General features: G+C 68.1%; 22 protein-coding genes and 1 pseudogene. 7 read left to right on the top strand and 16 right to left on the bottom strand.

The window, feature by feature from the left end; translation table 11 throughout:
* The first annotated feature begins 83 nt into the window (after nt 1-83).
* A complete protein-coding gene (locus ARTB_RS20350; RefSeq protein ID WP_243182126.1) occupies nt 84-947 on the top strand; it encodes a Yip1 family protein in 864 nt (287 codons plus the stop codon).
* A 65-nt stretch (nt 948-1012) separates the two neighbouring features.
* Here the strand turns inward: ARTB_RS20350 and ARTB_RS20355 are convergent, their stop codons facing one another.
* Both ARTB_RS20355 and ARTB_RS20360 read right to left on the bottom strand, forming a co-directional pair.
* Nucleotides 1013-1708, bottom strand: a complete 696-nt coding sequence (locus ARTB_RS20355; RefSeq protein ID WP_079555510.1) for a redox-sensing transcriptional repressor Rex — start codon at nt 1706-1708, stop codon at nt 1013-1015.
* A gap of 74 nt (nt 1709-1782) precedes the next feature.
* A complete protein-coding gene (locus ARTB_RS20360; RefSeq protein ID WP_243182127.1) occupies nt 1783-2055 on the bottom strand; it encodes a glutaredoxin family protein in 273 nt (90 codons plus the stop codon).
* Nucleotides 2056-2186: 131 nt separating this feature from the next.
* Between ARTB_RS20360 and ARTB_RS20365 the strand changes: the two genes are divergently transcribed.
* Nucleotides 2187-3005, top strand: a complete 819-nt coding sequence (locus tag ARTB_RS20365; RefSeq protein WP_243182128.1) for an HAD family hydrolase — start codon at nt 2187-2189, stop codon at nt 3003-3005.
* Nucleotides 3006-3124: 119 nt separating this feature from the next.
* On the opposite strand, the gene ARTB_RS20370 is transcribed toward ARTB_RS20365, so the two are convergent.
* The 3 genes from ARTB_RS20370 to ARTB_RS20380 all read right to left on the bottom strand — a co-directional run bounded on the left by ARTB_RS20370 (nt 3125) and on the right by ARTB_RS20380 (nt 4965).
* Nucleotides 3125-3223 carry a 30S ribosomal protein bS22 gene (locus tag ARTB_RS20370; RefSeq protein WP_003792170.1) on the bottom strand — a complete coding sequence of 33 codons (99 nt, stop codon included), beginning with the start codon at nt 3221-3223 and terminating at the stop codon, nt 3125-3127.
* 205 nt (nt 3224-3428) lie between these two features.
* Nucleotides 3429-3650: a helix-turn-helix domain-containing protein gene (locus ARTB_RS20375; RefSeq protein ID WP_018775046.1), complete on the bottom strand. Its 222-nt coding sequence runs from the start codon at nt 3648-3650 to the stop codon at nt 3429-3431.
* 199 nt (nt 3651-3849) lie between these two features.
* Entirely contained in the window at nt 3850-4965 is a 1116-nt protein-coding gene (locus tag ARTB_RS20380; protein WP_243182129.1) for a 3-deoxy-7-phosphoheptulonate synthase, read from the bottom strand.
* Nucleotides 4966-5358: 393 nt separating this feature from the next.
* On the opposite strand from ARTB_RS20380, the gene ARTB_RS20385 reads away from it, so the two are divergent.
* Nucleotides 5359-6705, top strand: a complete 1347-nt coding sequence (locus ARTB_RS20385; protein ID WP_279294483.1) for an alpha-hydroxy acid oxidase — start codon at nt 5359-5361, stop codon at nt 6703-6705.
* A 108-nt stretch (nt 6706-6813) separates the two neighbouring features.
* Here ARTB_RS20385 and ARTB_RS20390 read toward each other — a convergent pair whose 3' ends face one another.
* Both ARTB_RS20390 and ARTB_RS20395 read right to left on the bottom strand, forming a co-directional pair.
* Nucleotides 6814-7374 (bottom strand): ArsR/SmtB family transcription factor, encoded by a 561-nt coding sequence (locus tag ARTB_RS20390; protein WP_243182144.1) that lies wholly within the window; start codon nt 7372-7374, stop codon nt 6814-6816.
* Nucleotides 7375-7455: 81 nt separating this feature from the next.
* Nucleotides 7456-8679 (bottom strand): acetoin utilization protein AcuC, encoded by a 1224-nt coding sequence (locus ARTB_RS20395; RefSeq protein WP_243182130.1) that lies wholly within the window; start codon nt 8677-8679, stop codon nt 7456-7458.
* A gap of 118 nt (nt 8680-8797) precedes the next feature.
* Here ARTB_RS20395 and ARTB_RS20400 point away from each other — a divergent pair, with 118 nt between their 5' ends.
* Nucleotides 8798-10228, top strand: coding sequence for a TrkH family potassium uptake protein (locus ARTB_RS20400; protein WP_243182131.1), 1431 nt, complete (start codon nt 8798-8800; stop codon nt 10226-10228).
* A gap of 40 nt (nt 10229-10268) precedes the next feature.
* A complete protein-coding gene (locus tag ARTB_RS20405; RefSeq protein WP_028277721.1) occupies nt 10269-10907 on the top strand; it encodes a potassium channel family protein in 639 nt (212 codons plus the stop codon).
* A gap of 62 nt (nt 10908-10969) precedes the next feature.
* On the opposite strand, the gene proC is transcribed toward ARTB_RS20405, so the two are convergent.
* From proC to ARTB_RS20440, 7 genes are all read right to left on the bottom strand, one after another.
* Entirely contained in the window at nt 10970-11803 is an 834-nt protein-coding gene (gene proC / locus ARTB_RS20410; protein ID WP_028277720.1) for a pyrroline-5-carboxylate reductase, read from the bottom strand.
* A 484-nt stretch (nt 11804-12287) separates the two neighbouring features.
* Nucleotides 12288-13589, bottom strand: coding sequence for an RNA polymerase sigma factor (locus ARTB_RS20415; protein WP_243182132.1), 1302 nt, complete (start codon nt 13587-13589; stop codon nt 12288-12290).
* A gap of 22 nt (nt 13590-13611) precedes the next feature.
* Nucleotides 13612-13953 (bottom strand): YciI family protein, encoded by a 342-nt coding sequence (locus ARTB_RS20420; RefSeq protein ID WP_028277719.1) that lies wholly within the window; start codon nt 13951-13953, stop codon nt 13612-13614.
* A 114-nt stretch (nt 13954-14067) separates the two neighbouring features.
* Nucleotides 14068-15072 (bottom strand): Ppx/GppA phosphatase family protein, encoded by a 1005-nt coding sequence (locus tag ARTB_RS20425; RefSeq protein WP_043436435.1) that lies wholly within the window; start codon nt 15070-15072, stop codon nt 14068-14070.
* Between the two features lie 92 nt (nt 15073-15164).
* The gene (locus ARTB_RS20430) at nt 15165-15608 is read right to left on the bottom strand and encodes an SseB family protein (protein WP_028277718.1); all 444 of its coding nucleotides are present in this window, start codon (nt 15606-15608) and stop codon (nt 15165-15167) included.
* A 115-nt stretch (nt 15609-15723) separates the two neighbouring features.
* Nucleotides 15724-18462 (bottom strand): type I DNA topoisomerase, encoded by a 2739-nt coding sequence (gene topA, locus ARTB_RS20435; RefSeq protein ID WP_243182133.1) that lies wholly within the window; start codon nt 18460-18462, stop codon nt 15724-15726.
* A 215-nt stretch (nt 18463-18677) separates the two neighbouring features.
* Nucleotides 18678-19376, bottom strand: a complete 699-nt coding sequence (locus ARTB_RS20440; protein ID WP_028277716.1) for an ArsR/SmtB family transcription factor — start codon at nt 19374-19376, stop codon at nt 18678-18680.
* A gap of 190 nt (nt 19377-19566) precedes the next feature.
* Between ARTB_RS20440 and ARTB_RS20445 the strand changes: the two are divergent.
* Nucleotides 19567-20715, top strand: a pseudogene (locus ARTB_RS20445) (MFS transporter); the annotation flags it as partial.
* Nucleotides 20716-20844: 129 nt separating this feature from the next.
* Here the strand turns inward: ARTB_RS20445 and ARTB_RS20450 are convergent.
* Nucleotides 20845-22524 (bottom strand): DUF7059 domain-containing protein, encoded by a 1680-nt coding sequence (locus tag ARTB_RS20450; protein ID WP_308197263.1) that lies wholly within the window; start codon nt 22522-22524, stop codon nt 20845-20847.
* 92 nt (nt 22525-22616) lie between these two features.
* Nucleotides 22617-23396 carry a MerR family transcriptional regulator gene (locus ARTB_RS20455; protein WP_243182134.1) on the bottom strand — a complete coding sequence of 260 codons (780 nt, stop codon included), beginning with the start codon at nt 23394-23396 and terminating at the stop codon, nt 22617-22619.
* Between the two features lie 217 nt (nt 23397-23613).
* Here ARTB_RS20455 and ARTB_RS20460 point away from each other — a divergent pair, with 217 nt between their 5' ends.
* Complete coding sequence (locus ARTB_RS20460; protein ID WP_243182135.1) at nt 23614-24072, top strand: hypothetical protein; 459 nt, start codon at nt 23614-23616, stop codon at nt 24070-24072.
* Nucleotides 24073-24150 lie beyond the last annotated feature (78 nt).

Raw genomic sequence — 24150 nt, forward strand, 5'->3', positions numbered from 1 at the left:
ACGGTTGAGCTAAACCATGCTGGGGGCAGGGCAGGATCTCTGATCCCGGTGGCCGATTCGATCGACACGCAAAGGACCGCTTCATGAGCAATCCCCCAGTCCAGCCCCCGCCTCCCAACGGCTCCGAGCCGGGCGGGGAATCCACGCCGGCCCCGCAGGCGCCGCAGTACGGCGAGAACGCCCCGCAGACGCCGCAGTACGGCGAGCAGACACCCCCGGCCTACGGCCAGAACGCCCCGCAGACGCCGCAGTACGGCCAGCAGGCACCCCCGGCCTACGGCCAGAACGCCCCGCAGACACCGCAGTACGGCCAGAACGCCCCGCAGACACCGCAGTACGGCCAGAACGCCCCCCAGACGCCGCAGTACGGCCAGCAGACACCTCCCGCCTACGGCCAGAACGCCCCGCAGGCACCGCAGTACGGCCAGTCCCCGTACGGCCAGTCCCCCTACGCCCAGTACCCGTCCGACCAGCCGCAGGCTCAGGGCGCGGTTCCCCAGTTGGTCAATACGTCGTTCTGGCTGATCATCGCAGCCGGAGCCTTGTGGGTCATCTCCATGCTGGTGTCCCTGGGAACCCTGGACACCCCTGCCGTCAGGGACATGTTCGAGCAGCAGATGGCAGCGAGCGGCACGAGCGTCGACTTCGAATCCATCAAGGGTGTCCTGATCGGCACCATCGTGGTGTTTGCCGCTATCAGCGCCGGGCTGTATGCCCTCGTGGCATTCAATGTCCGCAGGGGCAGGAACTGGGCCCGCATCCTGGGCACCGTGTTCGCCGCCTTGTCGGTCTTCAACATCATCCCGCTCAGCCTCGCCACCCTGGCGGCACTCGTGGGCATTGCGGCTATCGTGCTGCTTTACTTGCCCGCGGCAGCGCCGTATTTCCAGAAGCGGCAGCCCTTTGCCAACCCCTATGGACAGCCCGGAGCCCCCTTCGGGAAGTAGCGTCGCCAAGAACCACCCAGGGGGGTACCACTCAGCGGGCGCGGGAACCGGAGGGCTGGCGGATCTTAGTCGGCGTCTTCCGGGTCCTGCGCCCTTTGTGCGTGATAGGCCAGAATCTGCAGTTCCGTTGCCATGTCCACCTTGCGCAGGTTGACTCCCGGCGGGACCTGCAGCATCACCGGCGCGAAGCTGAGGATGCTCCGCACGCCGGCGGCTATCACCCGGTCGCAGACGTCCTGGGCCACCGCCGCGGGCAAAGCGAGGACCACCATGTTGGCACCGGTCCGTTGCAGTACCGGCTCAAGGTCGGCGGCGTCGCTGACCCGCAGCCAACCGACTTCACTGCCCACCACCATCTGGTCGGCGTCGAAAATTGCCACAATGTCAAAGCCTCGAGACTCGAATCCGCCGTACCGGGCCAGGGCTTTGCCGAGGTTGCCCGCACCGACGATCGCGACTTTCCAGTCGTGCGTCAACCCGAGGGCGGCGGCGATGTTGCGGTTGAGGTACTGGACCTCATAACCGACACCCCGGGTTCCGTAGGAGCCAACATAGGATAGGTCCTTGCGCAGCGTCGAGGAGCTCACTCCGGAGGCCTCGGCCAGCGACTCGGACGAGACCCGGTCCACACCGTCAGCCAGCAGCGTGGTCAGGGCGCGCAGATAGATGGTCAGCCGGGCCACGGCCGCGGGCGGAATCTGTTTGGCCGCAGTCCCGGCTCCCCCGGGAACAGGCCCGGGAGATGAATCCAGCGAAGTCACTATCTGCTCCATTGCGTCGCGTTGTGCTTCCCACTCTAGAGCCCCCGCGCATCACGCAACAAAGCACCCCGCCGTCAGGAGGGCTGGTCGAGGACCCGTTGCAGGGTCCGGGTCAGGCGGGCCTCGTCGATCTTCCAGAAATCCCGCTGGACGCCGTTGACCAGCACCACCGGGATCTCCTCGGCGAAACGTTCCCGCAGCCCGGCGTCGTCGTTCACCGATTTTTCCGACCAATCTATTCCGAGCGCAGCGGTGACCCGGCCGACGGCGGCGCGCGCCTCTGTGCACAGGTGGCAGTCAGCCTTGGTGATCAGAACTACATCGGGTAAGTGTGCGGGTTTGGCCATGCATCCACCGTAGCCCGGCGGCCACTTCGGCGTCGACGCGCGGCGCAGTCCGCCCGGGTCCGGGCCCGTCCTGCCGTCGCGTCGCGCGTCCCGCGGGCGGCCGGGGGCCTGTCATTGACTAGACTCGTGGCATGCCCGAGGAGAAATACGTCATTGTGGCCAATGAGCCTGCTGCATCGACGCAGCACGGCGAGGCCGCATTTTTCGACGTCGACAACACCCTCATGAAGGGCGCAAGCCTTTTCCATGTCGCCCGCAAGCTTTACCAGCGTGGCGCCTTCACCCTGCCGCAGGCTGCCGGGTTCGCCTGGAAGCAGTTCATGTTCGTGCTGCGCGGCGAAAACATGGATGACGTCCACGCAGTCCGCGATTCCGCCCTGACGCTGGCCGCCGGCATCACGGCCAAGGACATCGAGGCGTTGGGCGAAGAGGTCTACGACGAGATGATTGAGTCGCGGATCTGGCCGGGGGCAAAGGCCCTGGCCGAACAGCATCTCCGGGTCGGGCGCAAAGTATGGCTCGTCACGGCGACGCCGATCGAGGTGGCCACTGTCATTGCCGCCCGGCTGGGCCTGACCGGGGCGCTGGGCACAGTTGGCGAGATCATGGACGGCTCGTACACGGGACGGCTTGTGGGCGAGATCCTCCATGGACCGGCCAAAGCGGTCGCGGTCCAGCACATTGCTGAGGAGCAGGGCCTGGACCTGAGCCGCTGCTGGGCGTACAGCGATTCCCACAACGACATCCCGTTGCTGAGCATGGTGGGGCACCCCGTTGCCATCAATCCCGACTCCAAACTGCGCCGCTACGCCCGCGAGCACAACTGGCCGGTCTACGACTTCCGTGCCGGCCGGCGCGCCGCCACTCTGGGCTTCAAGGCCGCGACGGTCGGAGGGGCCATCTACGGCCTGTGGCGGGGGTTCTCCCGCTTCCGCGGCCCCAGCCGCTAGGCCGCCCGCGGCTTTCCGCTGGGATTCCGGGCCGACGCCGGGGATCCGGGCGAGGCCTGAGCAAGAAAAATGCCCGTCGCCTGGAAGGCAACGGGCATTTCATGCATTTCGAAGTATTGCTACTTCTTATTGCGACGCTGGTGGCGCGTCTTGCGAAGCAGCTTGCGGTGCTTCTTCTTGGCCATACGCTTGCGACGCTTCTTAATAACTGAACCCACGAAAGTTCCTTACCGGCTAGATGCAGTACCTGCCTGTTGGGAAGGGTCCGCGGGCTAAGCAGCAGACTGAAGCAACTGACAGGTTCTTACAATGACGTAAAACGTTCCTTAACAGGGTACCGCCTCTGCGAGGCACCCCACGACCGCGGGTCCCGTGCGGGACCCAAAGCAGTCGATTCACGCTGTGAATGTTGCCGCTGACTGATCAGCCAGTTCCGGCGTGGCCGTCATTCCGGTCGACGACGGCACCCTTGAGGTACTGCTCGACGGCGTTTTCCGGCACGCGGTAGGAGCGGCCGAACCGCACGGCCGGCATCTCCCCCGAATGCACAAGACGGTACACAGTCATTTTCGATACCCGCATAAGTTCCGCGACTTCGGCCACGGTCAAAAAACGGGCCTTGGAGAAGTTGGCCTCCGTAGACATTTCCCTATTCCTTTGCTCAAGCGAACGGCAGCCCCACCTGTTGACATGGCGGTGTGCCGATGCTGAGCCATCAAACAACCATGTGTTAGCAACACTAGTTGCTCATGGTGCCAAAGTGAAAGACTTCCTCAGGAATCCCCACACGGTTTCCGCAGGAATCTCGAAAATCCCGCGGCACGCCCCTCCTCCTGCTCTTCCCTCAGGCACGGGTCCGCCGCGTGCGGGCCGAGGCGGCCAGCTGGCCCAGTACCGACGCCGTCACGTCCCAGTCCATGCAGGCATCCGTGACGCTCTGGCCATAGACCAGCCCGTCCCGTCCGGAGCCGGTAACGGCGTTGACATCAAGGTTCTGGGCCCCGCCCACCAGGAAGCTCTCGAGCATGACGCCGGCGATGGCCCCGGCGGCGGCTCCGGCACTTTCGAGCTGCGCACCGATTTCGAGGGCGACCTCGGCCTGGCGGTGGTGGTTTTTGCCGCTGTTGGCGTGGCTGGCGTCGACGATCAGACGGGGGTTGAGCTGCTTCGCGGCGAGTTTCGCTGAGGCCGCTTCAACATCGGCGGCTGAGTAGTTGGGGCCCTTGCGTCCGCCGCGGAGGATGACGTGGGTGTCCGGGTTGCCGGCGGTAGCCACAAGCGCCGCCCGGCCGTCGTCGTCGATCCCGAGGAACGCCTGGGCGGCAGCGGCGGCGCTGCACGCGTCCAGCGCCACCTGGAGATCACCGTCGGTCCCGTTCTTGAAGCCGATCGGCATCGACAGCCCGGAGGCCAGCTGGCGGTGGATCTGGCTCTCCGTGGTGCGGGCGCCGATCGCGCCCCAGGCGACCAGGTCCGCGACGTACTGGGGGCTGATGGGCTCAAGGAACTCGGTGGCGGTGGGCAGGCCGAGGGCGGTGACCTGGCGCAGGAAGGACCGGGCCGCGCGCAGGCCCGCGGCGATGTCGTGGCTGCCGTCCAGCCGGGGGTCGTTGATCAGGCCCTTCCAGCCCACCGTGGTGCGCGGCTTTTCGAAGTAGGTGCGCATGACGATCAGCAGGTCTTCGCGGTGCTTCTCTGCCTGGCTGACCAGCCGGCGGGCGTATTCCAGGCCCGCCTTGGGGTCGTGGATGGAGCAGGGGCCCACGATGACGAGCAGCCTGTCGTCCACACCGTCCATGATGGCCCGGACCTCATCCCGGCCCCGTCCGACCACTTCGGCCAGGCGGGCCTCCAGGGGCAGTTCCGCCATGAGGTCTTGCGGGGTGGGCAGCGGGGTGAACTCGCTGACGCGCAGGTTCGAGGTGGAGTGTTGGGGGCCGGTGGCTGCTTCGATGCTCATATTCGGGTCCTGTTCCGGGTGCGGAGCGGGCCCTGGTCAGAACCCGCCGAAGAAATGGCGAAGGGCAGAGAATAATCTCTGCCCTGTTGGCTCTGAAGGAAAGTTGGATGCGTGTCAGTTAGACGCGGGCCCCTCCAGAGCCAACGAAAAATACGCATACCAACGGTTAGTCATAGCGTTGACGATAGCCCCGGAGCCGCGGCCGGAGCAAACGCCGGGCGTAACAATTCGCGGGCGGCTAGTTCCGGGCGGCCAGGAGTACGTGGTCGCCGGGCAGGCACGTCGCGGCAGTGTTCGCCGGCGCTGCCGCGAAATGACATTTCGCGGCACACCGGCACCACCTAGAGTGTGAGGAAACCCAGCACAGCATCCGATCCGCAAATGGAGGCAGCCATGACGCACACCGTCCCGCCCGGCAACCCCGAGGCTCCGACCACTCCCGCGGCCACGGCCCCTGGCCCTGCTGTCTCCGCGTCCGGGCAGCACACAGCCGCGGCCGCCCGCGGGCTCCCTGCCGCGCTGAAGCGCCGCGTGCCCAAGTACGCCGACCTTGCTCCCCTGATGCAGTTCAAGAAGCCGGAATTCAGCAGGGCCGCCAGGCTGCGCCGTGCCAGCACCATCTGGGACCTGCGGGACATGGCCAAGCGCCGCACACCCCAGGCGCCCTTCGATTACACGGACGGCGCCGCCGAGGCCGAAATCTCCCTCCGCCGCGCCCGCCAGGCGTTCCTGGACATTGAATTCCGGCCCGGGGTCCTGCGGGACGTCTCCAGCATCGACCTCAGCACTGACATCCTGGGCGGGCCGTCCCGCCTCCCGGTGGGCATCGCGCCCACCGGCTTCACCCGGATGATGCAGTCCGAGGGCGAATACGCCGGTTCCCAGGCCGCCGCAGCCGCCGGCATTCCGTACACCCTCTCCACCATGGGCACGGCGTCGCTCGAGGACGTGGCCGCCGCCGCACCCACTGGCCGCAACTGGTTCCAGCTGTACCTGTGGACGGACCGGGAGCGTTCACTGGAACTGATCCAGCGTGCCGCCGCGGCGGGCAATGACACGCTCATGGTCACGGTGGACACCGCCGTCGCCGGCGCCAGGCTCCGCGACGTCCGCAACGGCATGACCATCCCGCCCGCCCTGACACTCAAGACCGTACTGGATGCGTCCTACCGGCCCGCGTGGTGGTTCAACTTCCTCACCCACGAGCCGCTGACTTTCGCGTCGCTGTCCCGCTACACGGGCACGGTCGCGGACCTCATCAACTCCATGTTCGATCCCACCCTGACCTTTGCCGACCTCGACTGGCTGCGCGAGACGTGGAAGGGCAAGCTCGTGGTCAAGGGCATCCAGACGGTCGACGACGCCCGCAAGGTGGTGGACCATGGCGCGGACGGGATTGTGCTCTCCAACCACGGCGGCCGCCAGCTGGATCGGGCACCGATTCCGTTCCACCTGCTCCCGGAGGTCTCCGCGGCACTGAAGGCGGACCGCAGCGACGCGGCGATCATCCTGGACACCGGCATCATGAGCGGCGCGGACATCATCGCCGCCCTCGCCCTCGGCGCCGACTTCACCCTGATCGGCCGCGCCTACCTGTACGGACTCATGGCCGGCGGACGGGCCGGGGTGGACCGTGCCCTCCAAATCCTGGCGAAGGACATGGAACGCACCATGGCCCTGCTGGGCGTCAGCCGGATCGCCGACCTCACCCCCGAGCACGTGCGGATCCTCCGCACCTAGCGCACCCCTGGCAAGCCACGGGCGCCCAAACGATCGGCCGGGTGCCACTTTGGGCGAAGCGGATGGCCGCAGCGCATACCCAGGGCGGCATACGCGGGGCAGGACAGCCTACTTCTTGCGGCCGAACTTGGGCAGGTTGGCCAGGAGATCGGCGGCCCTGGTGGCGGCCCGGCCCACGGTCCGCCCGATCTGCTGGGGCATTTTGTCGTCCCCCGCCGTTCCCACCGGAATGACGACGGCGGGGCTCAGCGGGCTGCCGGCAGGGCGGCCCGCCAGTGCTGCGGCGGGTTGCGCGGCGACCGGTTGCGGGACGGCAGGTTGCGGAACCGCGGCGGCCAGGCCTTCCGGGACGGCGGCGGGGCCGGCTTCGGGGTGGAGGGCGGCGGCCGCGTCCGCCGTCGCGGCGGGGCCGACGTCGAACGCCTGCAGCCAGGTGGCGATCCCGGCGAGCGGCTTGGGGTTGAGCGTGTAATACCGCTTCTGGCCCTGGGCGCGCATGCTCACCAGGTCCGCTTCGCGGAGGACTTTGAGATGCTTGGAAATGGTGGGCTGGCTTGCTTCAAGCTCCTGGACCAGTTCCCCCACCGCTTTGTCCCCCTTGCGGAGGGCTATCAGAATGTCACGCCTGGTTGCCTCAGCAATGACGGCAAATACGTCGTCTGTCACCATGCCCTCCACACTAGCGACATATACGCCAGATGGCATCCACGAATTGTTCCGTTGGTGCAAGCCCCCAAGCCCGGCCCGGATTCAGTCGAACCAGGGATCCAGTCCGTGCAGGGGAAACACTTCCTTGCGGGTGGCCATGATGGTGCGGTCCACCTCGTCGTTGGGGTCGAAACCCACTTCCCAGGACCGCCACCAGAGGTCCACGTCGTCGCCCATCGTCTCGGGGGGCTCCACGCCGAACCTGGCGCCGTACTTGTCTCTGACGTAGTTGCGCCAGTCCTCCGGAACCGGGGTGCGCAACGGCACCGGGCGGCCGGCGGCGATGGCTATGAGGTGGCTCCAGGACCGCGGGACCACGCTGACCACGTTGTAGCCGCCGCCCCCGGTGGAAATCCACCGGTTCTCGCAATAGCGGGCGGCGAGGTTGCCGATCGCCGTGGCGGCCTCGCGCTGGCCGTCCACACTGATGTTCAGGTGCGTGAGCGGGTCAAGCCGGTGCGAGTCGCAGCCGTGCTGGCTGACGATCACTTCCGGTTCGAACGCGCCAATGAGCTGGGGCACGACGGCGTGGAAGGCCCGCAGCCACCCGGCGTCAACGGTGCCGGCCGGGAGGGCGACGTTCACGGCGCTGCCCAGCGCGTTCGGTCCGCCGATCTCGTTGGCAAACCCGGTGCCCGGGAAGAGGGTCAGTCCGGATTCGTGCAGCGAAATGGTCAGGACGCGCGGATCGTCCCAGAAGATGCTTTGCGTGCCGTCGCCGTGGTGAGCATCGACGTCGACGTAGGCCACCCGCCGGACGCCGCCGTCGAGCAGCCGCTGGACCGCGAGGGCGGCGTCGTTGTAGATGCAAAAACCGCTCGCGCGCTCCCGGGAGGCGTGGTGCATTCCGCCGCCGAAGTTCACGGCCCGCACGGCGCTGCCGTCGAGGACAGCTGCGGCCGCCAGCAGGGAGCCGCCGGCCAGCCGGGCGCTGGCTTCGTGCATGCCGGCAAAGGCGGGGTCGTCCTCGGTTCCGAGACCCCTGGCGTGGTCGGAGGTGTCCGGGTTTGCGCTCACGCGCCGCACGGCGGCCACAAACTCCGGGCTGTGGACCGCGCACAGCTCCGCGTCGGTGGCGACGTCCGGAGCCGCTACCGAGACGTGGTCCAGATCCAGCAGTCCAAGGCTGCCGGCCAGCTTCGCTGTGAGCTCCATGCGCTCCGGCGCCATCGGGTGGGAGTGGCCAAAGTTGTAGGCAGTCATGGCTGGGGCCCACACCACCGTCGTTGGCAGCGCGGTCTGAGCGAGTCCGGGCAGGAATGTCATCAATCACAGGCTACCCGAGCGGTCCCCGGGTTCCCGCGCGCGCAAGGGCGTTCCCCCGGCCATTACCCGGTGTTTAGTGGTTTACTACTTGGGGAAGAAGTTTCAACCGAGGAAGAACATGACGCAAAGCCAGTCGAGGTCCACGAGCCCGGCCAGCTGGCAGCCAGGCATGCCGGAGCGGGAAGGCCTGTGGATCTTCACACGCCTGCGCGACTTCATTGACAGCATCGCGAACAGCTCGCCCGCCCGCCTGGCGCTCTCGGCGTTCGGCGTCGTGATCTTGGTCTTCACCGCTTTGCTCTCGCTGCCCTTAGCTTCCGCGACGGGACAGGTCACACCGCTGCATCAGGCGTTCTTCACCGCGTCGTCAGCTGTCTGCGTCACGGGCCTGACCGTGGTCTCCACGGCTGTGCACTGGTCTTTCTTCGGCCAGCTCGTGATCCTGGTCGGCATTTTCGTGGGCGGCTTGGGCACCTTGACCCTCGCGTCGCTGCTGGCGCTCATGGTGAGCAAGAGACTTGGTGTCCGGGGCAAGCTGATCGCCCAAGAGGCCATGAACGCCGGCCGGCTCGGCGAAGTCGGCACGCTGCTCCGGATCGTGATCGTGACCTCCGTCGTGATCGAGGCGGCCCTGGCCGTGACCCTGATCCCTCGCTTCCTGCTCCTTGGGGAGAGTTTCCCGCAGGCCGTCTGGCACGGGGTCTTCTACGCCATTTCATCGTTCAACAACGCCGGTTTCACGCCGCATTCGGACGGAATCGTCCCCTACGAAACCGATCTCTGGATCCTCGTCCCGTTGATGCTCGGCGTGTTCCTGGGCAGCCTGGGCTTCCCTGTCGTCATGGTGCTGCACCAGAACGGGCTGCGGTGGAAGAAATGGAACCTCCACACCAAGCTGACCATCCAGGTGTCCTTCATACTCCTGGCCGCCGGCACGGTCCTGTGGGGCTTCCTGGAGTGGGACAACCTGCGCACCATCGGGGACATGGACCTCGGCGACAAGATCACGCACGCGCTCTTTGCCTCAGTCATGTTGCGCTCCGGCGGCTTCAACCTCGTGGACCAGAACCACATGGAGTCCACCACCATGTTGCTCTCCGATGCCCTCATGTTCGCCGGCGGAGGTTCCGCATCCACGGCGGGCGGCATCAAGGTCACCACCATCGCCGTGATGTTCCTGGCGATCACCGCCGAGGCCCGCGGCGACGCGGACGTGAAAATCTACGGCCGCACCATCCCCGAGGGCACCATGCGCGTGGCCATCTCGGTGATCGTCGCCGGCGCCACCCTCGTCTCGGTCTCGGCCCTCCTGCTCCTGCACATCAGCCATGCCTCCCTGGACCGGGTCCTGTTTGAAACCATTTCCGCCTTCGCCACGGTGGGCCTCAGCACCAACCTCAGTGCAGAGTTGCCGCCGGAGGGGGTTTACGTCCTCGCTTTGCTCATGTTTGCCGGGCGCGTCGGGACGGTCACCCTTGCCGCCGGCCTGGCCCTGCGCCAGCGCAGCCAGCTGTACCACTACCCGGAAGAGAGACCGATCATTGGCTAGTTCCTCAGGCGCCGTCAACCGCCCCGCCCACAACGCCCCCGTGCTGGTGATCGGGCTGGGCCGTTTTGGTGCATCCACCGCAGAACAGCTGGTCAAACAGGGCCGGGAGGTCCTGGCCATCGAACGCGACCGCAGCCTCGTCCAGAAGTGGGCGAGCGTCCTGACGCACGTGGTGGAAGCCGACGCCACCAACATCGATGCCCTCCGCCAGCTCGGCGCCCAGGAATTCAGTTCCGCCGTCGTGGGCGTGGGCACCTCGATCGAATCCTCGGTGCTGATCACCGTCAACCTCGTGGACCTCGGAATCGAACACCTCTGGGTCAAGGCGATCACGCCCTCGCACGGCAAGATCCTCACCCGCATCGGCGCCAACCACGTCATCTACCCGGAGGCCGACGCCGGCGTCCGTGCCGCGCACCTGGTCTCCGGGCGCATGCTGGACTTCATCGAGTTTGACGACGACTTCGCGATCGTCAAGATGTACCCGCCGCGCGAGACCGTGGGCTTCACCCTCGATGAGTCCAAGGTCCGGTCCAAGTACGGCGTCACGATCGTGGGCGTGAAGTCCCCGGGCGAGGACTTCACCTACGCGCGGCCGGAAACCAAGGTTTCCTCGCGGGACATGCTCATCGTTTCGGGCCACGTGGACCTGCTCGAACGGTTCGCTGCCCGCCCCTAGGCCACAACTGGAGCCTGCGGAAACCGGAGCCGCGGCCTGCTCCGGTGTCCGCCCGGGCCGGCTCAGGCGAGCTGTCGGGTGATTTCTGCGGCGCGCTCAGCCGCCGCGCGGGCGCCGTCGGCAATGATGGCCGGCAGTCCGCGCTCGTCAAAGGTGGCGATGGCCCGTTCCGTGGTGCCGTTCGGGCTCGTGACCGCCTTGCGCAATGCGGCAGGATCCGCGCCGGGCTCAGCCAGCATGAAGCCCGCCCCGGCGACGGTTTCGCGGGCCAGCAACAGCGACAGTTCCGGGTCCAGGCCCAGTCGTGCCCCGGCCTCGGCCATGGCCTCCGCCAGGTAGAAGGCGTAGGCCGGGCCCGAACCGCTGATCGCGGAGAGGGCGTCCACCTGCTCTTCCGGGATCTCCACGACCGTGCCGGCGGCGGCGAGGATGTCCTTGGCGCGCTGGAGCTGCCCGGCGGAGCAGCTGGTCCCGGGCGAGACGGAGACGACGCCGCGGCCCAGCTTCGCCGGCGTGTTCGGCATCGTGCGGATGACGGGCTGGCCGGCCGGCAGCGCCGCCTCCAGCTGCTCCAGTGACACGGCGGCCGCAACGCTGATGACGATCGTTCCGGGTGAAAGGGATCCGCTGATTTCCCGGGCCAGGTCCGCGATCCCCACGGGTTTGACTCCCAGGATCACGACGGCGGAGCCGGTGGCGGCCTGTTTATTGTTGTCGGGCTCTTCTTCGCCCGCGATGGCGGTGATCCCGTGGTGGCGCTGGGCCAGCTCGGCCGCGCGCCCGGCCCGGCGGACGGTCGCGACAATGTCGCCTGGGTCGACGCCGCCGTCGATCAGCCCCGCCATAATTGCCTCGTTCATTGACCCACAGCCCAGGAATGCGATTCGGTTGCTCATGTCCCCATCATTGCAGTCTGACGTGATTCCCAGCCAGCTCCCACCTTCAGCGCAGTCAGCGCACAACTTTGGAACCTAACGTTGTAACTACCTCATTGAGGGTGCGAGTGATGCAGCAGGCATGCGGATGCCTGCGCGGCACCGGTGGTTGCAGCGGGTTTTCCCATTTTCCCGCAGCGTACCGCCGGTGCCTTTGCCGTTTAAAGCCCCCGCGGCGTCCGCCGGCCACCACCCGGCGGGCGCCGTCGGATTGCCAGCGAACACACAGGGAAAACTCGCTGCGCACCCATGATCGGCTATTACCTTTGAAAGTGCCTCAACAGGTGCGAGTGATGATAGCCGGTTCCCCCGGAGCCGGCGGTGCGCCGGGCGATTTGCAGCAGAGTTCCCCCAAGTCCTGCTCCAGATCGCCCGGCCCTACTCTTTTAACCGACGTGAACGGGCCCGCCACGCGGCCCGGCCCAGGTTTCTAACCGTCTGCTTTCTAACCGTCTGCGGCCCCGCCGAACACCGGGCTGCGGAGCTTGCCTTCCAGGAACCGGCGTTCCGCCGCGCTGTCGGCAAGCGCCAGCGCCCGCCTGTAGCCTTCGGCGGCCTCCGGATAGCGGCGCAGGCGCACCAGGAAGTCTGCGCGGACGGCGTGGAAGAGGTAGTAGTTGTCCAGTCCCAGGCCCTCGACCGCCGCCAGCCCGGCAACGGGCCCGCGGAGCTCTGCCAGGGCCACGGCGCGGTTCAGCGCCACGACAGGACCCGGCGCGACGGCCAGGAGCTGGTCATACAGCTGCAGGATCTGCGCCCAGTCGGTGTCCCCGGCGGTCGCGGCGTCGCTGTGGACGGCGTTGATCGCCGCCTGGAGCTGATACGGTCCGGGCCGGTTCCGGCGCAGGCACCGGCGCACCAGCTCACGGCCTTCGGCGGCCAGGGCGCCGTGCCAGAGCCCCCGGTCCTGGGCCGCGAGCAGCACCAGTCCCCCGTCGGGCGTGAATCGCGCGGCGCGGCGGGACTCGATGAGCAGCATCAGCGCCAGCAGTCCCGCCGCTTCCGGCTCGTCCGGCATCAGCGACGCCAACAGCCTGCCGAGCCGGATGGCTTCCGTGCAGAGCTCCTCACGTTCCGGACCGTCGGCGGGGCCCGCGGTGTAGCCCTCGTTGAAGATGAGGTAGACCACCGCCAGCACCGATTGCAGCCGTTCGGGCAGGTCGGCGCCCTGCGGGACCCGGTAGGGGACTTTGGCATCCCGGATTTTCGCTTTGGCCCGGACCAGCCGCTGCGCCATGGTCGCTTCCGGGACCAGGAAGGCCCTGGCGATTTCCGCCGTCGTCAATCCACCCAGAAGCCGCAGCGTCAGCGCCACCTGGGCGGACCCGGCCAGGGCAGGATGGCAGCACGTGAAAATCAGCCGCAAAGTATCGTCGTCCACGTCCTCGACCCCTGACTGCTCCGCCAGGAACTGCTCTTCGGCGGCCGGCGCGGGTCCGGCCCCGGACCGCGCCGCCGTGAGCAGGGCCGCCTGTGCGTGCTTGTCCTCGCGTGAGGCTTCCCGCCGCAGCCGGTCAATCGCCCGGTGCCGTGCCGTCGTGATGATCCAGCCAGCCGGGCTGGGCGGGACACCGGCCGAGGGCCAGTGCTGGACCGCCGCGGCAAAGGCATCCTGGACGGCGTCCTCGGCAATATCGATGTTCCCGAACGTCCGCGTCAGAACGGCTACGGCGCGGCCGTACTCGCGCCGGAACACCCGGGCGATGTCCGCCTCGGTCGCTGCCTCATCTCCACGGCGGTCACCCACACCAGCACCCCCGACCCGGCGGCTAGTGCTGGAACGGACGGACTTCAACGGGAAGTGTGGTGGCGCCGGCCAGCTTCCTTGCCCAGCCAAGGGCCGCGTCCAGATCCTCGGCCTCGATCACGGTGAATCCGCCGAGGTGCTCCTTGCCTTCGGTGAACGGCCCATCGGTCACCAGGATCTCGCCACCGTTGGGCCGCAGGACTGTCGCGGACTCCGCCGGGTGGAGACCCGCGGCGAACACCCAGGCCCCCGCCGCCTGCATTTCATGGTTCAGGGCCGCCAGGTCACGCATGATGGGTTCGAGGAACTCAGGGTCCGGGGCGGGGCCGTCCGGCTGGTAAATGCTGAGCAGGTACTGCGTCATTTCGGGTGCCTCCTTGTCGAATCAGCCGGCGCCGTGCCGGCCTCTCAGCAATTACACGATCGAGGACGCTCCGGATCGACACAGTCGCGACATTCGCCACTGGCCCAAGCCGTCTCAGAGAGCCTTTTCCGGCGATTGGAGCCGCGCCGGCGGTTGCTCTGCCACATGCGGCGCGGGATCGATCGGCCCCTCAAACACAAGCTGGTCCAGGCGGCGGAGGATGAGTCCCTCACGCAGGGCCCACGGGCAGGTCACCATGCTGTCGAACTTGAACATTTCCAGTGCCGCTTCCGCGACGAGGGCGCCGGCGAGGACCTGCGGCGCGCGGGCCTCGGAGACGCCGGGCAGGTGGAGCCTGTCCCCTATCTCCATGGCCGAGATCCGCTGCGCCCAGAGTCCGAGGTCGAGGGCCAGCAGCTCCCGCTTGACGTAGGGCCCGGCGCCGCTGGGGGCGGCCCCGGCAATCCTGGCGAGGGACCGGAAAGTTTTGGACGTGCCCGCGACGAGGTTGGGCGGGCCCAGCTTCTCGAATTTGCGCACCGCGGGTTTGAGCGTGGAGCGGATGTAGCGGCGCAGCTCCTTGATGCTCTTGGCCGAGGGCGGGTCCTCGGGCAGCCAGTCGCGCGTCAGCCGGCTGGCACCGAGCGGAACGGACATTGCCAGCTCGGGCAGCTCGTCCTGTCCGAGGGCCATCTCGAAGGAGCCGCCGCCGATGTCCAGGTTCAGGATGGGCCCGGCACCCCAGCCGTACCAGCGCCGGACGGCGAAGAAGGTCATGGACGCCTCTTCGCTGCCCGTGAGCTCCCGGAGGGTAACGGTGGTTTCATGTTTGACGCGGGCCAGGACGTCAGCGCCGTTGGTGGCCTCGCGGATGGCCGAGGTGCAGAACGCGAGGAGGTCGTCGGCTTTGTGCTTGGCCGCGAATTCCCACGCCTCAAGGACGAACTCGACCAGTTCATGCTGCCCGTCGTCGTCGATGTTGCCGTCGTCGTCGAGGTACTGCACGAGCGACAGCCGCCGCTTATGCGAGGCGTAGGGCACCGGCCGGGCGCCGGGATGGGCGTCGACCAGCAGGAGATGGACAGTGTTGGACCCGATGTCGAGGACGCCTAGACGCATGCTGCCATTATTCCCCCCACGGAGCGGCCGGCCTAGCTGCGACAGCGGTATTCGCGAAGAATACCGCCGTCGCAGTCTGGCCGATTACGGGGCTATGCCGGGTCGGCAGTGCCGTCAGCGGGCTCGTCCGTTGGCTTGAAGTCGCGGCGGATGTTGGCCACGCCCTCCGGGTCGATTTCAAAGCCGTAGGCGGCGCCGGGGTTGATCACCATGCCGAGTTCGGCGCCGAGGTTGCCGATGATCGCGGCGCCCTGTGTGCCCAGCACGTTCGGGGCGGCAGCGAGATACTGCTCGGTGACGCGGCTCGGGTGCGAGAAAACGGCCAGGACTGGCTTGCCGGAGGAGTTGGCGAGGACCAGCGGCTCCACCTGCGAGTCGGGGCCCTCGAGGGCGTCGGAGCTGACCACATAGACCTCGTTGTTGAGGAAGGCCAGGATCACGTCCACCGGGTTGGCGTCCGGCTGCTCCCCCCGGGCGAGCTGCTCCTCGAGTTCGTTCAGCGGCTGGTTGTCCAGGTGTGCGGGCTGTTCAGTCATATTCCTACTCGATCACGTCCACGGCCGGTCCGCAAACGCAAAATCGCCGGAAACCTGCGGATTCGCCGGTAATTTCCGGCGAATCGGCAGGTTTCCGGCGATTTCGGCGTGCTGCCTACTTCTTGGCCGGGGCCTTCCGCGCGGGCGCCTTTCGGGCCGTCGTCGTGCGCTTGACCGGGCCCTTGGCCCGCTTCTCCGCGAGGAGTTCGACGGCGCGTTCCCGGGTCAGCTCCTCGATCGAGGTGGTGCGCGGCACCGTGATGTTGGTGATGCCGTCGGTGATGTACGGGCCGAACCGGCCTTCCTTCACCACGATGTTCTTCTCCGAGACCGGGTCCGGTCCGAATTCGGCCAGCGGCGGCACGGCGGCGCGGGCGCCGCGCTGCTTGGGCTGGGAGTAGATCTCCAGCGCCGCCTCGAGCGTGATCGTGAAGATCTCCTCTTCGGAGCCGATGGAGCGGGAGTCCGTGCCCTTCTTCAGGTACGGGCCGAACCGGCCGTTCTGCACCGTGATCGGGTTGCCGTCGGCGTCCTGGCCAAGCACGCGGGGCAGGCTCATGAGCTGCAGCGCCTCGTCCAGCGTGATGCTATCCACGCTCATGGACGCGAACAGGGACCCGGTGCGCGGCTTGGCCTTGACGGGCTTCTTCGGCGGCTTGGGCTTGCCGTTCTTGTAGTACTCAACGGGCTGGTTGGCCAGCTGTTCCTCGGTCATCTCCGGGATGATCTCGGTGACGTACGCGCCGTAGCGGCCGTTCTTGGCCACGATCGTGTGCCCGGTGTGCGGGTCCGCGCCGAGGACGCGCTCCTCCGGGGCGGCGGTCTCCATGAGTTCAACGGCTTTGGCGGCCGTGAGCTCGTCCGGGGCCAGGTCCTCGGGGACGTTGGCGCGGGCTGCCTCAACCACCTCGCCGGTCTCGGGATCCACCGTCGCGGTGGAGCTTTCCAGGTACGGGCCGAACTTGCCGACCCTAAGGGTGATCGCGTCCGTGATCGGGATGGAGTTGATCTCGCGGGCATCGATCTCGCCGAGGTTGTTCACGATGCTCAGCAGGCCGGGCTCGGAGTCCTCGCCGAAGTAGAAGTGCTTGAGCCACGCGGGTCCGGCCGCCTGGCCGTTGGCGATCTTGTCCAGGTCCGCTTCCATGTCGGCCGTGAACTCGTAGTCCACGTAGTCGTGGAAGTGCTGTTCGAGGAGCCGGATCACGGAGAACGCGATCCAGCTCGGGACCAGCGCAGAGCCCTGCTTCCGGACGTAGCCGCGGTCCTGGATCGTGGAGATGGTGGAGGCATAGGTCGACGGGCGGCCGATGCCCTTCTTTTCCAGCTCCGCAGTCAGCGAGGCTTCGGTGTAGCGCGGCGGCGGCGAGGTCTCGTGGCCGACGGCGACAATGTCGCTGGCAGTGAGCGCGTCCTCCTTGGCCACGTTGGGCAGCCGGCGTGCTTCCTCGGACTCGTCGTCGCCGCGGCTTTCGTCCTTGCCTTCTTCGTAGGCGGCGAGGAAGCCGGGGAAGGTGATGACGGTGCCCGACGCCGAGAATTCGGCGTCGCGGCGGTCGGCCGGGTCGCCAACGGTGACGGCGCCGAGGCGGATCGTGGCGGTGGAGCCCTTGGCGTCAGCCATCTGCGAGGCGACCGTGCGCTTCCAGATGAGCTCGTACAGGCGGAATTCGTCACCGGAGAGCTGCTGGGCCACCTGGGCCGGGGTGCGGAAGGAGTCGCCGGCGGGACGGATGGCCTCGTGGGCTTCCTGCGCGTTCGCTGCCTTGCCGCTGTAGACCCGCGGCGACTGCGGCACGTACTCGGGGCCGTACAGCTCGGAGGCCTGGCGCCGGGCGGCCGTGACGGCCTCGTTGCTCAGCGCGGACGAGTCCGTACGCATATACGTGATGTAACCGTTTTCGTAGAGCCGCTGGGCCACCTGCATCGTGCTCTTCGAGGAGAACCGCAGCTTGCGGCCGGCCTCCTGCTGCAGGGTGGAGGTGGTGAACGGCGCCGCCGGGCGGCGGGTGTACGGCTTGGTGTCGACGGAGCGGACGCGGAAGTCGGCGTCCTGCAGCCCCGCCGCGAGCGAGGTGGCGAGTTCCTCGTTGAGGTGGACGGCGTTGCGGGAGGTGAGCTCGCCGTTGTCGTTGAAGTCCCGGCCGCTGGCGACCTTGGCGCCGTCGACGGCGGCGAGTTTGGCTTTGAAGGAGCCGGAACCGGCGCCGAACTGGCCGGTGAGGTCCCAGTAGGAGGCGGCCTTGAAGGCCATCCGCTCGCGTTCGCGGTCCACCACCATGCGGGTGACGACGGACTGCACGCGGCCTGCGGAGAGGCCGCGGGCCACCTTGCGCCACAGCACCGGGGAGATCTCATAGCCGTAGAGCCGGTCCAGGACGCGCCGGGTCTCCTGGGCGTCCACCAGGTCCTGGTCGACATCGCGCAGGTTGTCCATGGCCCGGTGGATGGCTTCCTTGGTGATTTCACCGAAGGTCATCCGGTAGACGGGAACCTTGGGCTTGAGCACTTCCAGCAGGTGCCACGCGATGGCCTCGCCCTCGCGGTCCCCATCGGTTGCGAGATAGAGAGCGTCGGCGTCTTTGAGCTGGGCCTTGAGCTCGGCGACCTTCTTCTTTTTGTCCGAGGACACCACGTAGTAAGGCTTGAAGTCGTTGTCGATGTCGACGGCGAACTTGCCCAGCGGGGTCTTCTTCAGTTCCGCGGGGAGCTCCGAGGGCTGCGGGAGGTCGCGGATGTGACCAATGGAGGCCTCCACTATGAAGCCTTCGCCGAGGTACTTGGCGATGGTCTTGCTCTTGGCGGGAGACTCCACAATCACGAGTTTCTTGCCGGTTTTGGCCTTGCTTGGCACGGTGCTCCTACAGAAAAAGGTGGCTCGGGCAGATGCGCCCATACCCGCCTAGTTCACCATATTTTGCAGAATCCCGCGCATCCGGCCGGAAATGACGGCCCGGCGGACGCGGGATTCGGCCGCAATAAGGCCATGTGCTGGCCGGCCCCTGAGGGCGCCCCGGATGCGGTTCAGCGCCGTGCCCGCGACCGGTTCAGGCCTTCCCGTTGGCGGGCTCAGTCCTTGCCGGCGGCGGGCTTGACGGGGGCGGGTTTTGCGGCGGCGGGTTTGGCGGCCGCCGGGCCGCGGTCGTCCGGAATCATCGACCACATCGTGGCCATACGTTCGGCGCCTTCGGGCAGGTGGTCCGGATCCTCGAGTTCGTAGTCCCGCAGCAGGTCGAAGATCCGCCGCGTCAGTTCGGCGCGCTGGTCCGGCGTCAGGTACAGCAGATTGCTGGCCAGTACCACCGAGGACGGTCCGTCGGCGGTATCGCCGCTCTCGCGCCGGGCGTTGCGGGCCGTGGCGTAGGCACGGACCCGGCGGCGGTAGGCGTCGAGCTCGAGGTCCAGGACGGCGAGTTCGGGGCTGGCCACTCCCCCCAGCGAGTGGATGGTGAAATCTGTACCGGCGGCCTGCCAGCGCCGCTCCCGGGCATCCCCGGCGGTGGCGGCGGGTATCACGATGCCCCACTTCTGCAGTGCCCGCAGGTGGTAGCTCATGGCACTGGGAGTCAGCCCGGTCTGCGCGGCAAGCTCGGTGGCCGTCCGGCTCACCTGCGTGGAATACAGTTCGGAAATGACCTCCAGCCGGGCGGCGTGGGCCAAGGCACGGATCGCCTTCGGGTCGGTGATTTCCACTTGCTTCTCCGGACGGTGCCGGCGCCTGGTGGCCGGCGGAGCCATTGACTCCGCCGTCGGGGTTTCTGCGTTCACTCCTCCAGTGTATCCAGCCCCGCCAAACTATGAAAGAAATGCTTGACATTTGTTTTGCCGCAGGATTAGGTTCCTTTTTATGAAACAGACACTTCATAAATTGCCGGCACCCGCAACCGGCGTGCCGCCCCTGTGGCGCAACCGCGACTTCCTGATTGCCGGCACCGCCCGGTTCGTGGCGACGGCGGGGATGGGCGCCGTCGTCGTCAGCGTGATGCTGCAACTGCAGAACGCGGCCGCCGCCGGCGAAACTCCTGTCGCCGGGCCATGGCTCGTGGCCGCGTACCTGCTCTGCTCAGCGCTGCCGCTGGTCCTCCTGGCCCCGTGGGCCGGCCGGCTCGCCGACACCATGGATTCGCGCACGCTGGCGACGGCGAGTTCGGCGGTCAGCGCCGCCGCCGTCGCCGGCATGGGCCTTGGCATGCAGTACCTGGAGAACTATCTGCCCGTGCTGTTTGCCATGACGTTCCTGCTCGACGCGGCCCAGTCCGTGGCCAGCCCCACCTGGCAGGCCCTGCTGCCGAGGATCGTCGGAGAGGACCGCACGCCCCGGGCCATGGGGACCATGCAGGCGACCATCATGATCGCGGGGATGGCAGGTCCCGCCGCGGGCGGCCTGCTCAGCGGCTGGGGCGGGACCGGGCTGGTGTTCACCGTGGCCAGCGGCTGCTACGTCGCCATGGGGCTGGGCGCGCTGCTGATCCGCACCCGCCGCGGCACGGCGGCCGAACGTGCCGGCCAGGCGAAGCCCGCGCTGCTGGACGGGCTGCGCCTGATCCGCCGGGACAGCCTGGTCTGGGCCCTGGTCCTGGGGGCGATGTTCTTCATCGTCGTCGGCGAAGCCACCAACGTGCTCGAGGTGTTCCTGGCCCGCAACGAACTTGGCGCCACCGAAATCCAGTACGGCCTCCTGTCCGCAGCCTTCGGCCTCGGCATGGCGGCCGGGGCCGCGATGGCCGGCAGGATCAGGACGCCGCGGGTCCGGCTGCGGGTGCTGCTGGCCGCCATGACCGGAGCCTCGACGTGCCTGGTCCTCACCGGGATGGTCCCGAGCGTGGAACTGCTTTTTGTGGCCTACACAGGGACGGGAGTGGCCTGCGGCGTCCTGAACGCCTGTTTCGGGGCGATCGCGATCCTGCGGATTCCGGAGAGCGGGCGCGGCCAGGCGATGGCGATTGTCGGCGGGATGACGCGTGCCGTCTCCATTGGCGCGCTGGCCCTGGGCGGCCTCCTGGGCGCCCTGGTGCCGGTCCGCGTCAGCTTCGTGCTCACCGGCGCCGTCGGTGCCATGGTGGCCCTCGCCCTCACGGCGTACGTCCTGCCGCGGTTCGGCCGGGAGGACTCCGCCGCCAACACTCCTGCGGCGGCCATGGCGGCGGCCGGGGCGGCGGCCGGGGCCGCGGCGGACGCGGCGTTGCCGGCCAAGGCCGCGGCGGAACCGCCGTTGGCGGGCGCGGCCGCGACGGTATCAGGCAGGCAGCAGGAAGCCGTCGCGGACGAGGTTCCCGACTTCCTCGAGCAGGCCGGCGCGGAACTCCGCGCTGTCAAACCCCTCGTAGCCGCCCAGCAGCGCCTCGAGGGCGCCGATGATCTGCCCGACGGACAGGTCGCCGTCGCACGCTGAGACCAGGCCCGCCAGCTCGGTACTGAGCAGGTTGGTGCGGCGCAGCCCGGCACCCTGCCGCAGCAGGATGACGCCGGGGTGTTCCGCACCGGGGCGCTGGTGCCGTTCTTCGGTGACGTCCTCCGCGACCAGCAGGTGGGCGGCGGCCAGATCATGGCCGGCCAGCCAGTCGGCACGCTCGACGGCGGCGCCCAGGTGTGGCCCTACCGGCTGTTCGATCGGGTAGGTGATCTCCTCGAAGCGCGACAGCACCCGCCGGGCGCCGTCGGCAGGCCTCCGCAGCAAGATCATGCCGAAGCCGATTCCGGCCACATCGCGCGAGGCGAAGTCGTCCAGGTAGGCCGCGTACGAGTCCTCGTAGAGCCGGCGGTCGCGGCTTTCCGAGGCGTCCTGCAGCCAGGTCTCGGCGTACTGCTCGGGGCCCACCTGCTCGCGCTGGATGAACCAGACGTCGGTGGCCGGGCCGGCCCAGCTCTGGGGCCGGTCCGCCCAGCCGGCGCCGGCCGTGATCTCCCAGTTGCCCAGAAGCTGGGCCGTTCCGCCCGGGGCAAGGACCGAGGCCAGTGCGCCGACCAGCGAGGATACAATCTCGTCCCCCGGCAGGCCGCCGTCGCGGTACGTGAACTGGTCCGTGGCGGTCTCGCCCAGGCTGCGGGGGGTGATGACGAACGGCGGGTTGGAAACCACCAGTTCGAACTCCTGCCCCGCGACCGGGTCCAGCAGGGATCCGAGTCTCAGGCTGACGCGGGCGTCAAGGTCGGCCGGGTCCAGGTGCAGCTCGGCGGCGTTGAGCAGCAGGTTGAACCGGGTAAACGCCAAGGCGCGTTCGGAGATGTCCGTGGCGGTCACGTGCTCGGCGTGGTGCAGCAGGTGGAAGGTCTGGATGCCGCAGCCGGTGCCGAGGTCGAGGGCTCTGGCAACATGGCGGCGGGCGGTGACCTGGACCAGGGTGGTGGAGGCCTGCCCAATCCCCAGGACGTGGTCGTGACGAAGAACGCCGGCGCGCTGGTGGGCTGCGAGGTCGCTGGCCACCCAGAGGTCTGCTCCGCCGGCACTGGTCCCGTATTCCCCCACGGTCGGGTCCCAGCCGTACGGCCTGAGGTCCACCCTGGCCTGGACCAGGTCCCCGCCCGCAGGCTCCACGAGCCCAAGTTCCGTTAGGCCCTTGGTACGGATGCCGGGGAGGGCGGCGTCGAGCCTCGCCGCGGGCTGCGGTTCAGACAGAAGCCAGAGACGCACGACGCCGGCGAGCGCCGCCGTTGCCGGCTCCCCGAGGGAACGCCCGGTGACGATCAGGGCCGGGATGAGCTGGTCCCGGCCCAGGGCCGAGTGCGCGGCCTCGCCGAGCAGCTCCGCAACCCCGTCCACGGTGTAGCCAATCGCACGCAGGTCCGCGGCCAGGGCCTCGAGCAGGCCGGGGAGGTCGCTGCGCGGAGCGTCCGGGGTGTTGCCGGCCGTGAACGGGGCTGCTGGAGCCTGCGTTGAACGAGAGGGTGCGGCGGGGCCTTGCGCTGAGGAAGTCACCGGACAAGTTTAGTCCCGGGGCCGCGCACGGGCGTGGGACCTGGGTTGGCCCCCGTCAGCACTGGGGCTGGGGCTGGGGCGTGCGGGTCCGGCTAGAGCTCGGTTTCGGCGTAGATTTTCAGGGCGTCCCGGACGAAGGCGGCGCCGTCGGCACCGCCGTAGTTGGCCGCGAACCTGGGATCGGCCACGTACATCTCGCCGAGTCCCGTCACGTACCCCTTGATGTCGCGACCTGCCGCCGGGCTGCCGCCCGCTGCGGGTGACGCCGGCGTGCCGGGGATTCCCCTGAGCCATTCGACGTGGCGCCGGGCCAGGTCCTGGGCCTGCGCGCTGTCCGCCGGGACTCCCGACGCCGCAGCAGCCCTCCAGTCGGCACCGAGCTGCCGGGACTGTTCCGTCCATGCAGCTTTCTCCCCGGCCCCCATGCTGCGCCACCAGGCGTCGGACTTCGCATAGGCGTCCTTGCCCCACCGCTGCTGGACTTCCTCCTGGTACTTGGTGTGGTCGAAACCGTCGAACATTTCCTCCGCCATGATCTTTCCTCCCGTTTGCAATGCCTCAATGGTGTGACGGACCGCGGCAATCTGCCGCCCCAGCCTGTCCTGTTCCTGCAGCAGCCACGCCAGGTGCCGGCCCAGTGCATGCTCCGCGTCCGCCTCGTTGCCGAGCACGTCCGCGATCGCCGGCAGCCCGAGCCCCAGGTCGCGCAGGAGCAGGATCCGCTGCAGACGGACCAGGGATTCCTGGCCGTAATACCGGTAGCCGTTGTTGCCGGTGCGGCTCGGCCTGAGCAGGCCAATGTCGTCGTAGTGACGCAAAGTTCGGCCGGTGGTGCCGGCCAACTTCGCGATCTGCTGAACGGACCAGTCCATGCCTCCACCCTTCTGCTCCTTCGAAGCCCGCGTTCCCTGGACCTCCGCTGTGACCGTGCCGACCGGCCGCTGCCGGCCATCGCTTCCGGCCGTCGCTTCCGGTCATCGCTTCGACTCTAAACTTTGACGCAACGTCAAAGTCAAGGGCCCGCAGGGAGAGGGTGCCCGGGACGTCGGCGCGGCCGGCGGGGAGCCTGCGAGACGGTAAGTTTGAGGCATGGTTTTCCCTTCCTCCCACGTCCCGACTGCCCGTCTGGCCCGGCGGACGCTCAGCGGCGTGGCCGCCGCCGTCGTCGTACTGGCTGCAGCGGCATGTTCCCCGGCCGGTTCGATTGAGGGCGCCGATGTCCCGGCGTGGCAGGCCACCGCGCTGCCCTCCGCCCCGGGAACAGTGCTGGAGGATGCCGGCAAAATCCTGAACCGGGATCCGATCGTCCGGACCGCGTCCGGCGTGCCTGCCGGCACCTACACCTTGACCATGACCTGCGACGGCGGCGGGAAGGCGTTCTTCGCCGTCAGCCTGGACGGCAGCCAGCTCGCCGAAGCCGGAGCCGCCTGCAACGGCAGCCGAGAAACCGCCCGCATCAAAGTGCCCGCCGCGGGCAAGGTCACGCTCAGCACGTCCAGTGTGGATGCCCCGCTTCTCTACGCGTACCACCTGGCGTCGTCCGAGTAGCACCCGCCGCAGCCCGGTCCTCGGCGACCTGCCCGGCGCCCCTAAAGGCCTGTCCGACCCGGACCTTTGGCCTCTGGC

This window comes from Arthrobacter humicola, assembly GCF_022803015.1.
Lineage (GTDB): Bacteria > Actinomycetota > Actinomycetes > Actinomycetales > Micrococcaceae > Arthrobacter > Arthrobacter humicola_A.